Below are 14,202 nucleotides of genomic sequence, written 5' to 3'. Positions count from 1 at the left end.
CAAAAAGTCCGCCCGATCTCCACGCAGCCGTGGGAGGTTTGGCAGACTTTTTATTTACTATTCACCCGGACATTGCTACACGAACAGCTCCATCTGCTTGACGTCCCCCAGTCTTTCCAGGGAAATTGGCGCATGATCGCGGAAATAAGCATGGTTAATTTCTTTTTCTTTGGTCATGACCAGCTTGCTTCCGCCGGCAACCTGCCTGAGTCTGCAGCTAAAGACGACCGGGAAGTAGTCTTTAAGAAACTTGCCTTCGGCATGGGCCGTAAGGGCAATGATCTGGAAGCCGAGCTGCTCGGCGATAAAAAATACGGGACTCAGCACGTGATCGCTGGAAGCCTTGCCGAAAGGATTGTCCAGAATGACGGTACGGTGCCTTTTCATATTCGCCTGGATATGCTGGCGCTTCTCCGCGACATAATTGAGCAGCCCCAGGAACAGCGTCATGTTCTTGCTCCATTTTTCACCGCCCGACCAATTGTTCGACTGCTCCCACGAGAAAGATGCCTTCGTCACGTTATTCTCGTTCGTCACTTTCCGGCACGATACTTTCATCGGCCTTTCCTGCAAAACGATTTGCAAAAGCTGCTTGGAATCCAGCCACTTTTCAATTTCTTTGCGAACCGCAGGCTTTACCTCCTGCCCGATATCGTCCCGGTAATGGGCTTTTTCCAACTCGGCCAGAATCCATTCCAGATGTTTGCGCAGATGGTCTTTAGCCTCAAGTTCATCCCATTCCGGTATATGAAACGAGTAGACCAGCTTCCAGTGATCCTCGACTTTCACTTTCGTTTTGTTCGGGATATCTCTAAGCTCCGAAGCGATCAGCTTGAGGTGGCTGTGCACATGGATAATGTACTGCTCCAGTTGTTGATTATGGGTGCGCATCGTCTCTTCCGCGACATGGTTGACGCGTTCGATTCTGCTGTGCATTTTTTGCTGAAACAGCGTCGCCTCCTGGTAGCTGTCTTTTTGCTCAACACCCTGCTCGGCCATTTCTCTCAGCTTCACATCTTTGACGTGCTTCCGGCAAAAGTCAACGAAATGGGTTCTCGCCTTTTTGACAGATGCTTGTTCTATTTCCAGTCCGTCCATAGCGGTGGTCAGCTTGGTCAATGATTTGCGGGCAATGGCCATCCTGCCATAAGGGAATTCCGCTTTCGCCTCCTGCGTCATTAGCGCCGCCTGAATGAGCGGATTTTCAAATCCGTGCATGACTTTGTACTGATTGAAGTATTGAATGACCTCTTCGATCTCGCTCAATTGTGCTTGAACCCGGGCATAAAGCTGCTGCAAGCCCTGCTGCTGCTCCTTTAAGCGCCGGTCCTCGATTTGAACCTGCTCCTCCACCGCATGCAGCGCTTCATGAAAGACTATCGGCTGCTGCCCGGAATGGGCTTCGGCATACTGCTCGATCAACAGCTCAACCCTTGCCGCCTGCTCATTGCGCTCCTTTTCGATACGGCCGAAATCTCGCTTTTCCCGCACAAGGCGGGCTTCCTGATCTCTAAGCTCGCCGAGCAGCGCCGACATCTGCTCTTCGCCTGTCGCAGAGAACGAGAGCTCCTCGTCCAGCTCCAGGTCGGCCTGCTCCAGGCGGAGCTTGTTCATTTCCTTTTCCAGAGAGACGCTGCTGGTTCTGGCATGGTTCCAATCCGCTTCAAGCCGCTGTCGTCCCTGAGAAATGCGATGCAGCTTAAGGTGCAGGTCTTTCCTTTCATTTTTTAACCAATCCAGACTATGATCCGCCGGAATCGGCTGCACATCAAGAACCTCACTATACAGCTCCTGGCCTTGAAGACTCGCCTTTTCCATTTTCAAATAGGTCATTCGCTCTTTGGCGGATTCGAGCATCTGCTTGACATGGTCCATAGAGCGCCGGCTGCTGCTCACTTTGCTTTGCAGCCCGCCGGCTTGCTCGGTCAGCTCATCGATAGCCAGACTGTACGTACCGATTTCTTTGCCCAGATCGAGATATTTTTGCCCTTTCTCAATCCATTGCTGGAGCTGAACCATCTCATCCTTCTGTTCGTCTATCATTTTACTGTGCTGATCCATCGTATGCTCAGCCAGCCGAACCGATTGCTTGAGCGCATCCTCCCGGCTCTCCAGCTCGCGAACCTGTTCGCGCCCCAGTCCAACCTGCTTTTCCATCTCTTGTACGGCTTCAAGCGGGTATGCGGCAATGAAGCGGCTGAACGCCGTCTGCAGCTCCGAAACGCGCTGCAATTCCTGTTCCTTGGCCTGTCTTGCTGTCAGCACCTCTTCGCCTTTGTGGGAAACGGCTTGCTTCCAGCTCGCGAATGCCGCGGCATCCGCGTTCTCACGCCAATGCTGCGGTTCAATCCAGGCTTGCTCTGCCGCGGCGACCGGCTTTTCCAAATTGGCAAGGCGTGAGGCCTCCTGCGAAGAGATGATCTGGATCGGAAACTGCATATCCTCCGCATGGTGAAGCAATTTGTTCGTCAATTGGGCGACTTCCCCTTCAGTCGTGATCAAGGTCACGGACCAGAGAGGATGAAGCGACGCCTGCTGTGCCAAGCCTATGCCTTGCAAGTACTGAATGCCTGTCTCCAGCAGAGAGAACTGATTTCTCCATTTATCCAGCAATCCCGCCACGTAGACGTCCGCGAAAAAAGTATGCTGGCTGCTGTAGTCATCGATATAGCGAAAAGCGAGGCGCTCTTTGAGCAGGTAGGCTTCCTTTTCCAAGCGCAGCTTCTCGATATCGTCGTTCAGTTGTTCTTCAATGGAGCTCTGCTTATCGTAAACCGACGCGAGTCTTCCCCATGACGGCCTGTACATGGCAAGCTTCGCCAGCAAAACTTGATGCTCGTTCTTGAAAGCCTCCAGATTCCGCTCAAAGCCGGCGCGTTCCCCGTAGGCTTGCTTGAAGCTCAGGCCGATTTGCTCAAGCTCCCTGCCGCTCACCTCCTTGCCTGAGGCCAATTCCCTGTTTTTCTGCACGAGCAGGACGTTGCTGTCATCCAATTTTTGATAACGCTGAATCCACTCCTTGAGGCTTCCTTCCATGTTTTGGGCAGCGGGATTCGCCAGTACGTTTTTGCGCAGCATGTCTCTGTCCTTCTCGCGCGCCTGCACGATGGACCTGTGTTCGATGATGCGGTTATTCAAGTCCTCCAATTGCCCGATCAGCTCTTCCAGAAGCGCTGCTTCCAGGCGCATTCGCTCCTCATGGGCGGCCGCATCCTGCTGAAGCTTCGCTTCTTCAAGCTGCCACTCCCGCTCCATGTTCATCATCAAGCCGCGAATCTGCCCGCTGTTCGTTTCCCATGCCGCTTGAAGCTCACCTTCCTCTTTGGTGCTCCCGAACTGCTCCAGCTCGCGCTGCAAGTAGCTCATGCGCTCCTCCGCCTGCTTCCATTGCTGCTTATAGTCAGCCAGCCGCAGGGAATAGTAGCGCTGCTTGGCGGCTCGAACCTGCGTCACGATTCGTTCCACTTCATCTTCGGCCATGTTCAGCTTCGTTTCCAAAGCGGACTGCTCTTGCTGCTGCTTCGCGATATGAAGCGACTCTCTTCGTTGGGTCAAGAGCTGCTGCTGCCGCTCGCACTCCGACATTTGATTGCGCAGTTGAATCAGCTTTGCGGATTCTTCCTCTTTCTGCTCGCCCGCTAACAGCCAATAAGCTTTCGCCTCGGCTTGAGCGGCGGCGTACTCCTGCTGCTTGGCGTCCGATTTGGCAAAAATGTGCACATACCTGTCCAATTCAGCAAGAATTTTTTTATTTTCTTCGATCTTTTCTTTGAGTTCTTTATATTTTTTGAAGCTGTCTCTGTGGGATTCAAAGGCATCGGCAAACTCGCCCTGTTCGTATCCCGCCATGGCATCTTCTACCGTCGGGATCAGCAGGCGGTCAAACAGTTGGCTGGTCGTTTTGCACTCGTCAAAAAAGCTCTCCACACCGCCCTCCGAGCCGTTGATCTTGGCGATGCGTTCCCATTCCGAGGCAATAATATGGTAATCTTTTTCCAATAATTGCTTGTACTCTTTGATCGTGGCAGGCAGATTGGCGTTCATCCGTTTGGACGTCATGCTCTGATAGTAGTCATAAATCTCGCCTTTATCCGCCGCCCGAAGCTTGCCTGCGCTTTCTTTAACAAAAGGAATCCGATCAATCGCATCAGGGTCGAGCGCCGGATAATCGTACAAATAGCGGTACGAATCCAGACCGGTTGACGTGAGAAACAAACTGACGCAAGTAACGACGTATCTGCGCGGCCTTTCGCTCAGAATCCACTCAATCGCAATGTGAGCGGGGCCATTTTCCAGACTCAGCGTATCCTTCATCTTCCGCCCGGCAAGATCCGCATGCGGGAGCACAGCCTGCATCGCAGTCTGTATAAAAACCGTCTTGCCGCCGCCATTTTCCAGCAATATCGCTCCGTTATGTCCGTCAAAATGAAACATTTCGTCGTTGTACCGCTTATTGCCATCCTCATAGACGACATTGGTGAAACGTATTTTAGATATGGCCGGCATGACCGCTTCCCTCCTTATCTTCAGCATCGAATTGGTATAGAAACTCCAAAATGCCGCGATTATACTCCAATTCCATGAAATATCGCTGCACAATCACTTTCGCCTTTTCCGTCAACGCGACTTCCTGATTGCCGATATCGGATACCAGTTCCTGCGCGACGAGAAATTTCCGCACCGTATCCATAAAGCTCACCCGGCTGATCGTATTGCCGCTTTGCCTGGAGGCCGTTTCCTTAATATCGTCCATAGCGCTCCATTTTTCAATCAAAGACGTCCAGTTGTAGGAAAATTCCCGCTCCATTTCTTTGAGCTCGGCCTCAGGATGCGTCTTCAGCAGCTCGATGCGCTCATTCACAAGCGCTGTCCATTCATCCAGCCCGATAAAGCTTCGGGTCGGTTCCATCGTTTGATAGCTGTCGTAGAAAGCGCCGATCAGCACAATGATGCTCACATACATCAGATACAGATCGGCATTGACGGCGTTAGCCCGCAGATAGGTGCGTTTGAGCGTATCATTGTTGATATGAAAAGGCGATAACCGCGTTTCCGGAATCATATGCAGTTGTTCTCCGGCAATAATCGTCGCGCAGTCGACCTCGCGGGCGAATTGATCGACCAAGCCGCGCACCGCGTCATCCGCCATGTATTCCTGAAGCCACTCCTTCCCCACCGCGCTGTCGCGGGCAAGCAGCGTATAGATGCGAAAAGCTCTCATGATTGTCCCGTTATCAAGCTCCATTGTCGGTATCTCCCCATACAATCTGCATATTCTGAATCGTAAACCTGTCGTTGACATGAATCGCATCCTGCTGCTCGGTCACGATCAGACAGCGATTTCCGAGAAGCGCGTACATGTCATCCAGCCACGCGCCTTGCGCTTCGCTCTGCTGCGCCTCGCTATCGCCCGCCCGAAGCGGACTTCTTTGGTGCAGGTAGATCCAAAAATCATAAAACGAACGCTCGTGAAGCAGCCGCGCATGCTCGCCCGTTTCAAAGCCGCTGATGAACTGCTTTAATTCGGCTCTGCCGCTTTCTTCCATCAGCTGCAGCAGCTGCTCCATGAGCAGCTTGTACAGCTTCTGCTGGACCGCATGATAACGCAGCTCATCGCTGTCCCCGCCAATTTCCAGAAACTTGTCGTCCCGCTCCTGCCCGTTCCCGTCTTCCACAACATTTTGCTCAGCCCACACGGTCAGCAGCGACCACATCTTCGTCTCCTGAACGGGAAGGAACGGGGCCAGCACGCCCTTCATCGATTCCAAAGGCAACGGCGTACTGAAAATCAACGAACCGATGTCCTGGTCAAAATTAAAGGAATCCAATCCCGTGTAATAGAGCGATTCCTGTGCGGCGCCCAATGCATGCGATTTCAGCGCCATGCTCTGCTGGAAAAGGATCGAATGCTCGCCATGCACCATCTCCAGTTCGTTGGATATGCGCAAAATTAACTCATAAGGCCGCTGATCCGCCTGCCTGACCGTTTCCGCCTGGACGCGGTCCTTCGTCTCTTTCACAAACTGGCGCAATTCCTCGAATTCGTCGTTCTCCATGTGCAGCCGAAGATAAATATCTTCAAGCAGACTTTTATAGCGTCCGAACGTGTCCTCCGACACAATGTTTCTTTTCAACTCATGCTCCAGCTTGACCATCCGCTCCTGCAAAGCCTCTACGTCGATGCGCATTTCATTAATTTGCCGCAAAGCGCCTTCGAACTCGCCTTTTTCCAATTGTTTGCGCAGCACCAACTGATGAATCGACAGCTGAAACTCCGAGTAAAATTCCTTGGTCGCAAAAATAAGCTCCAAACCGTCGTCGTCGAGTGTATAATATTGGGTATTCGTTTTCAGATCGAAAGCATTCGCTTTCAAAATCGAAATGTAAATATGATCCTGCCGCCCGGTCTCCCAATTCATGAAAGAAAAATCCCGTTTCTTCCCTGTCGCAGGCCGAAAGATCTGAATGATCTGCCTTGCCAAATCCTCGAATCCGTCATCGTCCAAGTCGATGAAAATTCCCGTCGTTTTCAACAGAAACTGAGCCAGGTCTTTGACGCCCGCCTTGTTATTGCGCATCAGCTTCTGCTCGAAGAAATAAAGCAGCGTCAGCAGCCCAAGCTCCATGAAATCAATCGGCTTGTTTTGCCGATCCGTCTGCCGTTTCCGCTGCAGCTCGTAGAGCGGGTCAAACAGCGCCAGCTTGGTCATGCGTTCCCTGAACCCGGAAACGATCTGCCCGATTTCTACGTAATCCATTGCGTGTTCCTCCATATTGCGCAAAGCTCTTGCGTATGTAATATTTCCTGCGGGTAGTAGCCTCCGGCGGCCAAACAATCGCTTATCAAAACCTGCTCCTCCGGGGAGAAGTGGCACATAAACGCTTGAACAGCCTCTTCATGATCCCGTTGATTCTCTTTGCCGGAGGCGAAGCTCCTCGCAAGGCACGCCCGGTAAAAAGGCAGCGCCGGATTCGCCGGTGAGCCGAACCATTCAAGCACGCGCCCGCTGAGCATATGCCAAATGGCCATCCCTTCTTTATCGATATCGCCAAAATAATAGAATTGATGTGCGGCGTCCCTAAGCGGCAGCTGCATAGAAAGCAGCTCGATGCTTTTGGCAATGCGGTAGCCGCCGCCAAAAATCAGCGTCGTAAACGGGACATCCGGCAGTGCTTGCAGCAATGCCAGGTAGGTCGTTTTATTTTCGACGATAAGGTGCCTGTGCACAGCGTTTGCTATGCAGCCCGGATTGACCGCCATCATCAACGGGTCGGCGGCGGGAATAATATGAAGCTTATCCCATAGCCCCGTTCGGATCAGCAGCTCTTTTCCCTGCTTCTCCGTTATCCACTTCTCATCGCCGACAAGCTCAAAGCTTCGCTCCGGAGCCGGTACGGGAGTCTGGGGCAGCGCGTGCCTTTTCAAATAACCATCTATGCGTTCAATATAGGGCCAGTCTTGCTGCCAATCGCTTGGATCCAAAGCATAATAGGCATCCAACCCGATTAAAGAATGTACGAGAAGTCTGGCCCGATGGATTTCCTTATGCAAATCTTCCTTCAGACGGCTCTTCTGCACTCTATATTGATAGGCAAGGGACGGTTGTTTGCCTGTTCTGCCCTTGCTTTGAACCATCTGCAGCACGCCATCGGCTTCAAGCTCCAGCACAGCCCCGGAAAATTCCTCATACGTGCAAGACTGCCCGACAAACAGTGCCTCCAGCTCTGAAAGCAAAGCCGTATGTTTTTTTGAAGATTGCAGGTAACCCCGTATTCGCGATTTGGCTTCCATGAACATATGCTCCTGTTTGCAAAGATGTGTCTATTATATCAGAAAAGCAAACGAAAAAGCCTGCCCGGTCCCCGAGGCGTTGCCGCGGGAGGCGGGGCAGACTTTTTTTAAATCTATGTACTGCTTGTTATCGAGAGCTGACTATCTCCACCTGGAACCCGAGTTCTTGCAGCCATTCCAAAACGCGCTCGCGATTGCGGCTTTCCGTAAATGCATAATACCTATCGAGCTCGCCGCTATACTCTGATAGTGTGTCTTTAAATCTGCGGAATATTCGACGGCCGCCGGATAATACCCCTTCAAGCCGTCTTCTCAGCTTCTCGTTCGAAACCGTTTCCGCAAAATCAACTATATCTTTAAAGCCTTCATGGGATTCCAGATGGGGTACACGAAAATAAATTTCGTTAAAACCTTCCTCAATGAGATCACTCAGCTCCTCGTCTTCCTCGTCCATGTCAAAAGATCTTAATGTGACAGTTTCGCCGGTCTCTACATTTAGAAAAAACTCGATTTCTTCTACATAAGCACCATAAGTTCCAACGAGCTCAGACAATTGATCCTCAGTTAGTTTGAGATTTGCCGTCTTCTTCTTTAACTCCTCCAAACGCGCATCATTCCTCGCAATCCGTTCTTGATCTGCTTCTTGATCTGCTTCATGTTCTTCCCAAGTTATCCCATAGGCAAATCCACCGTCGGTATATCCGGCAATAAAATAATAATGTTCATCTTGTTCAATCGGCTCATATTCATTCTGCTCAAACTCTTTGTTTTTCTTCTTCTTTGACATCATTAAAATGACCCCAGACTAAACAGCCTGCTCATGGGCACTTGGAAGTCTTTAAAAACGAAAGATTGAATCTTTTCCTGCTCAGTATAGAGATTCCGTACCTGATAAGCGTTATCTTCCAGTGAATATACGTGAGCCGTTCGATTCCCGGGATCGACAATCCAATATTCCTGCACCCCGTACTTCTGATATAAGTTGAATTTTTCATTAAAATCCTTCAACGCGGTGGACGGCGACAGCACTTCAACGATTAAAGCCGGGGCGCCATAACAGCCATTCTTGGCTATTTGATCCTTCGAGCAAACAACCGAGAGATCCGGCTGCGTAACATGATCGGGTGTTTCATACTCTTCGGTTTCACTAAAAAAAACATCAAATGGAGCCACGAACACCAGGCGGCTCCGATTCTGAAGAAATGTCCGCAGCGCGAAATGAAGCTCTCCTACAATAAATTGATGCACGGAAGTCAGGGCAGGCGACATATGATCAAGCCGGGCGTCGCGAATTTTTACTCCTGTATTTAAGATCAGTATTACCCGAATAATAACAGTTGTTTCATACCATCTACCAATATTTTGCTGTACTTAACCCAATTTCTTTTACACTCTGACTAGATGCGCCGAAAAAAGCCTGCAATAGTGCAGCTTTTTGCTCGTTGAAACGCCCGGCAGCGAAATATTCCTGCAATTGTGCAGGCTTTTCGCCGAGTATAAGGGCCAAGGTTCATTTTCAGCGAAAATTCCTGCACAATCGCAGGCTTTTTACCAAAACAGACCATCTCCATAGCAAAAGCCTGTACTTTCGCAGGTTTTCCCTCTGGCCTGACCTACCAAGCCGCCTCATAACCACTCGCCGTCTAAAGATTCCCGCACCCGGCAAGCGTCATTCTGCGAAATACACATATTTATAACGGCATGAAAGATATTGTCACATATCCGCCATGCGCTTGAATATAGTTAGTAATAAGCTTCTTTTTTTGAAGCTTATCGCTGTTTGCTTATATGCTTGCAAGCCGGCTTTCCATAGAGAGATCGGTTTCACACAGCCTGTGCTTGCGAAGAAAGCTTTTCCGAGGGAAAGCTCTAAGGAGGTGTCCCGCATGTCTGAGCCTTTATTTATCGTCTCCCGTGAAGACTGGTCGCTGCATCGTAAAGGATACCAAGATCAAAACAGGCACCAAGAGAAAGTGCGCGAAGCGATCAAACAAAATTTGCCGGACCTCGTTACCGACGAAAGCATCGTGATGTCCAGCGGGAAACAAGTCGTCAAGGTCCCTATTAAAAGCCTCGATGAATACCGTTTTCGCTACAATTACAACAAGAGCAAGCACGTCGGGCAAGGGGACGGAGATTCCCAGGTCGGAGATGTGCTCGGTGTCGACCCGACACCCGCGCAAGGTCCGGGCAAAGGCGAAGGTGCCGGCGATCAAGCCGGGGATGATTATTACGAAGCGGAAGTGACCATGGAAGAACTGCAAACGATGCTGTTCTCCGAGCTGGAGCTGCCCAATTTGCAGCAGAAGGAAAAACGCAATTTGTCGACCAAAGAGGTCATCTTCAACGATATTCGCAAAAAAGGGATTATGTCCAACATCGATAAAAAACGCACCATCCTGGAAAATTTACGGCGCAATTCGCAAACGGGCAGCCCCGGCATCCATAGTATTTCGCCCGATGATTTGCGCTTCAAAACGTGGGATGAGGTTGAAAAACCGCACTCCAATGCTTTGATTATTGCAATGATGGATACGTCCGGTTCCATGGGTTCCTTTGAAAAATACATTGCAAGAAGCTTTTTTTTCTGGATGACGCGCTTTTTGCGCACGAAATACGAGAACGTCGAAATTATATTTATCGCCCATCACACCGAAGCAAAGGTCGTGACGGAGGAAGAATTTTTCACCAAAGGCGAAAGCGGCGGAACGATCTGCTCCTCGGCTTACCAAGCGGCCATCGATATTATCGACAAGCGCTACCCGCCTTCGCAGTTTAACATTTATCCGTTCCACTTTTCGGACGGAGATAATTTGACTTCGGACAATGAACGCTGCGTGAAGCTGATCGGCCAGTTGATCGAACGGGCGAATATGTTCGGCTACGGCGAAGTGAATCAATACAACCGCAGCAGTACGCTCATGTCGGCGTTCCGCCACATTCAGGACCCGAAATTTCTTCACTATGTAATCCGGGAAAAAGGCGAAGTTTATAAAGCGCTGCGAACCTTCTTCTCGAAGCAAGAGGGAGAGACTGCCAAATGAGTCCATCAGAAATCGAACAGCTTGAATATGCCATAGCGGAAATTACGGAAATCGCCAGCGGTTTCGGACTCGACTATTACCCGATGCGGTACGAAATTTGCCCGGCAGACATCATTTATACGTTCGGCGCATACGGGATGCCGACCCGATACAGCCACTGGAGCTTTGGGAAGAATTTTCACCGCATGAAAACGCAATACGATTTCGGTCTCAGCAAAATTTACGAGCTGGTCATCAACTCCGATCCGTGCTACGCCTTTTTGCTTGACGGAAATTCGCTGATCCAGAACAAGCTGATCGTCGCGCACGTGCTGGCTCATTGCGATTTTTTCAAGAACAACGTCCGTTTCTCCAAAACGAACCGCAACATGGTCGAGAGCATGTCCGCAACCGCGGAACGGATTCGCCAATATGAACTGGAGTTCGGCGCATCAGAGGTGGAACAGTTCATCGACGCCGTCCTGGCGATTCAGGAGCACATCGATCCTGTTTTGATGCTGTCCTATAAGCAGTCGCGGGCCCGGCAGGAAGCCCGTAAACCTGCTGTTCCCGAAGCGCCGGCCGAAGGAAAATCCGGCTACGAGGATTTGTGGGAGCTGGACCGCAGCGGTACGGCGGATGCGACTGAGAAAGAAGAAGCAAAGCGGTTCCCGCTGAAGCCGGAAAAAGATTTACTGCTCTTCATCGAAGAGCACGCTCCTTATTTGGAAGATTGGCAGCGGGACGTGCTGACGATGCTGCGCGATGAAATGCTGTATTTTTGGCCGCAGCTGGAAACCAAAATCATGAACGAGGGCTGGGCCTCGTACTGGCACCAGCGCATTCTGCGCGAGCTGGATTTGACGGAGGAGGAGACGATCGAGTACTCCAAGCTGAACTCCTCCGTCGTTGTGCCGTCCCGCCACAGCCTCAATCCGTATTACCTCGGGCTGAAAATTTACGAGGATATCGAGAAGCGTTGGGACAATCCGACCGAGGAGGAAATCCGCAGGCATGGCCGCAAACCGGGCGAAGGCCGGCGCAAAATGTTCGAAGTCCGCGAATACGAATCCGACACCTCCTTCATCCGCAACTATATGAACAAAGAGCTTGTGGAGGAGCTTGATCTGTACGTGTTCGAAAAAAAAGGCCCGGAGTGGAAAATAACCGACAAATCGTGGGAAAACATCCGCGACCAGTTGGTGTACTCCCGAGTCAACGGCGGTTTCCCCTATATCGTCGTAGAGGACGGCGACTACCAGCGAAACGGCGAGCTGTACCTCAGCCATGCGTTCGAGGGTGTAGAGCTTGACTTGAAATATATCGAAAAGACGCTGCCTTACGTCAACAAGCTTTGGGGTAAGCCAATCCATCTGCACACATTAGTGGAAGATAAGCCCGTGTTGTTTACCTACGACGGGAAAAAGCATCATCGGAGGTTTTTGTAAGGGGAGGGGGGACCCGAGCCAATAAAAAGACGCTTCCAGCCGCGGATGGAGGCGTCTTTTTATTGCGCAGCGCTGCGGTAAGGCTGCCGCTGGGGCTTGAGCGCGCAGCTCCCAGCGCTCGGTGCTGCGCTGCATGACGGCGGTCCGCCGACCGCATGGCTTGGCAAGCCGCAAAGCAAAGCCTGCGAAAGCTTTGCCGCCAAAGACGCGGTGCGGCCCGTGCGATAGGCAGTTAGCGCCACGCAAGACGCAAAGCCTGCAAAAGTGCAGGCTTTTTCCATAAAAGTGGCTCGTTTTGGCGAAAAGCCTGCGATTGTGCAGGAATTTTCGATAAAAACGGCGCTAAGCTCGTGTATGAGCTGAAAAACCTGCATTTTTGCAGGAATTTTTCGCTGCCAGCTCATCGACGTGCAAAAACCTGCACTTTTGCAGGCTTTCTCCACGCACTCGGTAGATTGCGCTGCCTCCGGCGTGCAAGCTGCTTCCGTCGCTCCAGTTTGCCGCCAAAGACACGGCGCAGCCCGTGCGATAGGCAGCTGGCGCCACGCAAGACGCAAAGCCTGCAAATGTGCAGGCTTTTTCCATAAAAGTGGCTCGTTTTGGCGAAAAGCCTGCGATTGTGCAGGAATTTTCGATGAAAACGGAGCTAAGCTCGTGTATGAGCTGAAAAACCTGCATTTTTGCAGGAATTTTTCGCTGCCAGCTCATCGACGTGCAAAAACCTGCACTTTTGCAGGCTTTCTCCACGCACTCGGTAGATTGCGCTGCCTCCGGCGTGCAAGCTGCTTCCGTCGCTCCAGTTTGCCGCCAAAGACACGGCGCAGCCCGTGCGATAGGCAGCTGGCGCCACGCAAGACGCAAAGCCTGCAAATGTGCAGGCTTTTTCCATAAAAGTGGCTCGTTTTGGCGAAAAGCCTGCGATTGTGCAGGAATTTTCGATGAAAACGGAGCTAAGCTCGTGTATGAGCTGAAAAACCTGCATTTTTGCAGGAATTTTTCGCTGCCAGCTCATCGACGTGCAAAAACCTGCACTTTTGCAGGCTTTCTCCACGCACTCGGTAGATTGCGCTGCCTCCGGCGTGCAAGCCGCTTCTCCGTCGCTCCAGGCGCGAGGCGGGGCGGGGCCTTCGGCGGCATTCGCCTCACTCCACCCCAAAAAACGCTTTCGCCGTCCTCGTCGCAGCTTCCGCCACCTCATCGGCCGTCTTTCCGATACATGCCGCTACTGTCCGTACAATATGCGGCAAAAACATGGGCTCGTTGCGTCCCTCCGCAGGCTTCGCCGGCAAATCCCTCGGCGTCAGGAACGGGGCGTCCGTCTCCACCATCAACCGGTCAAGCGGCACCTTCGTTACCAATTCCCGCAAATGCTTGCCACGGCGCTCATCGCAAATCCATCCTGTAATTCCGATATGGAAGCCCATGTTCAAATATACGTGCAGTTCCTGCAAGCTGCCTGTAAAACAGTGCACGACCGCCTTATTCAGACGCGGCAAATACGGCCTGAGAATGCGCGTAAAATCGTAATGCGCCTCCCGTTCGTGCAGAAAAAGCGGCATTCGCAGCTCGCACGCCAGCCGGATTTGCTCCTCGAACCAGTGCTTCTGCATATCCCTCGGAGAAAAATCGCGATTGTAATCCAGGCCGCACTCCCCGATGGCAACAACCTGAGGGAGTGCGGCAAGTTCCCGAAGCTTCTCAATCGTGTTTGCCGTGCAGTTCCGGACATCGTGCGGGTGAATGCCGGCCGTAGCGTACAATTTCCCGGGAAATCGCCCAGCATAGCGCGCAGCCTCTTCGCTGTTTCGCAAATGCGTTCCTGTCAAAATCAGCGGCGACACGCCCTCCGCTTCCGCCCGTGCAACAACCGCGTCGCGATCATGCTGATAAGAACGATGCATCAAATTGACTCCGATATCGATCATCTGTGTATGCATAA

At 51.6% G+C, this 14,202-nt stretch carries 10 protein-coding genes; 2 read left to right on the top strand and 8 right to left on the bottom strand.

All coding sequences use genetic code 11. From position 1 onward, the window contains the following. Positions 1 to 75: 75 nt before the first annotated feature. The 6 genes from AC0LWT_RS23020 to AC0LWT_RS22995 all read right to left on the bottom strand — a co-directional run bounded on the left by AC0LWT_RS23020 (position 76) and on the right by AC0LWT_RS22995 (position 9,061). Positions 76 to 4,506 carry a coiled-coil domain-containing protein gene (locus tag AC0LWT_RS23020; RefSeq protein WP_474683619.1) on the bottom strand — a complete coding sequence of 1,477 codons (4,431 nt, stop codon included), beginning with the start codon at positions 4,504 to 4,506 and terminating at the stop codon, positions 76 to 78. After that, entirely contained in the window at positions 4,490 to 5,245 is a 756-nt protein-coding gene (locus AC0LWT_RS23015) for a DUF6063 family protein (RefSeq protein ID WP_474683618.1), read from the bottom strand. The genes AC0LWT_RS23020 and AC0LWT_RS23015 overlap by 17 nt, the downstream gene beginning before the upstream one ends. Further along, positions 5,235 to 6,758, bottom strand: a complete 1,524-nt coding sequence (locus AC0LWT_RS23010; protein ID WP_474683617.1) for a replicative DNA helicase — start codon at positions 6,756 to 6,758, stop codon at positions 5,235 to 5,237. The genes AC0LWT_RS23015 and AC0LWT_RS23010 overlap by 11 nt, the downstream gene beginning before the upstream one ends. Beyond that, entirely contained in the window at positions 6,746 to 7,792 is a 1,047-nt protein-coding gene (locus AC0LWT_RS23005) for a Wadjet anti-phage system protein JetD domain-containing protein (protein ID WP_474683616.1), read from the bottom strand. Before AC0LWT_RS23005 ends, AC0LWT_RS23010 begins: the two co-directional genes overlap by 13 nt. A 127-nt stretch (positions 7,793 to 7,919) precedes the next feature. Continuing rightward, entirely contained in the window at positions 7,920 to 8,582 is a 663-nt protein-coding gene (locus AC0LWT_RS23000; RefSeq protein ID WP_474683615.1) for a UPF0158 family protein, read from the bottom strand. Further along, on the bottom strand, positions 8,582 to 9,061 hold the full coding sequence (locus AC0LWT_RS22995; RefSeq protein WP_474683614.1) for a Uma2 family endonuclease: 480 nt from the start codon (positions 9,059 to 9,061) through the stop codon (positions 8,582 to 8,584). Before AC0LWT_RS22995 ends, AC0LWT_RS23000 begins: the two co-directional genes overlap by 1 nt. A gap of 617 nt (positions 9,062 to 9,678) precedes the next feature. On the opposite strand from AC0LWT_RS22995, the gene yhbH reads away from it, so the two are divergent. Both yhbH and AC0LWT_RS22985 read left to right on the top strand, forming a co-directional pair. Then, positions 9,679 to 10,836 carry a sporulation protein YhbH gene (yhbH, locus tag AC0LWT_RS22990; RefSeq protein WP_474683613.1) on the top strand — a complete coding sequence of 386 codons (1,158 nt, stop codon included), beginning with the start codon at positions 9,679 to 9,681 and terminating at the stop codon, positions 10,834 to 10,836. After that, positions 10,833 to 12,263, top strand: coding sequence for a SpoVR family protein (locus AC0LWT_RS22985; protein WP_474683612.1), 1,431 nt, complete (start codon positions 10,833 to 10,835; stop codon positions 12,261 to 12,263). The genes yhbH and AC0LWT_RS22985 overlap by 4 nt, the downstream gene beginning before the upstream one ends. 342 nt (positions 12,264 to 12,605) lie before the next feature. Here the strand turns inward: AC0LWT_RS22985 and AC0LWT_RS22980 are convergent, their stop codons facing one another. Both AC0LWT_RS22980 and AC0LWT_RS22975 read right to left on the bottom strand, forming a co-directional pair. Then, positions 12,606 to 12,971, bottom strand: a complete 366-nt coding sequence (locus tag AC0LWT_RS22980) for a hypothetical protein (protein WP_474683611.1) — start codon at positions 12,969 to 12,971, stop codon at positions 12,606 to 12,608. Between the two features lie 434 nt (positions 12,972 to 13,405). Beyond that, positions 13,406 to 14,200, bottom strand: a complete 795-nt coding sequence (locus AC0LWT_RS22975; RefSeq protein WP_474683610.1) for a TatD family hydrolase — start codon at positions 14,198 to 14,200, stop codon at positions 13,406 to 13,408. Positions 14,201 to 14,202 lie beyond the last annotated feature (2 nt).

This window comes from Paenibacillus sp. sgz302164, from assembly GCF_056120505.1.
This window is presented reverse-complemented; position numbering and strand designations above follow the sequence as displayed.

Bases quoted from the DNA above. Each gene is read 5' to 3' on its own strand.
- AC0LWT_RS23000 (WP_474683615.1), bottom strand. From the start codon at position 8,582: ATGATGTCAAAGAAGAAGAAAAACAAAGAGTTTGAGCAGAATGAATAT.
- AC0LWT_RS23010 (WP_474683617.1), bottom strand. From the start codon at position 6,758: ATGGATTACGTAGAAATCGGGCAGATCGTTTCCGGGTTCAGGGAACGC.
- AC0LWT_RS23020 (WP_474683619.1), bottom strand. From the start codon at position 4,506: ATGCCGGCCATATCTAAAATACGTTTCACCAATGTCGTCTATGAGGAT.
- AC0LWT_RS22975 (WP_474683610.1), bottom strand. From the start codon at position 14,200: ATGCATACACAGATGATCGATATCGGAGTCAATTTGATGCATCGTTCT.
- AC0LWT_RS22980 (WP_474683611.1), bottom strand. From the start codon at position 12,971: ATGAGCTGGCAGCGAAAAATTCCTGCAAAAATGCAGGTTTTTCAGCTC.
- AC0LWT_RS23015 (WP_474683618.1), bottom strand. From the start codon at position 5,245: ATGGAGCTTGATAACGGGACAATCATGAGAGCTTTTCGCATCTATACG.
- AC0LWT_RS22995 (WP_474683614.1), bottom strand. From the start codon at position 9,061: ATGTCGCCTGCCCTGACTTCCGTGCATCAATTTATTGTAGGAGAGCTT.
- yhbH (WP_474683613.1), top strand. From the start codon at position 9,679: ATGTCTGAGCCTTTATTTATCGTCTCCCGTGAAGACTGGTCGCTGCAT.
- AC0LWT_RS22985 (WP_474683612.1), top strand. From the start codon at position 10,833: ATGAGTCCATCAGAAATCGAACAGCTTGAATATGCCATAGCGGAAATT.
- AC0LWT_RS23005 (WP_474683616.1), bottom strand. From the start codon at position 7,792: ATGGAAGCCAAATCGCGAATACGGGGTTACCTGCAATCTTCAAAAAAA.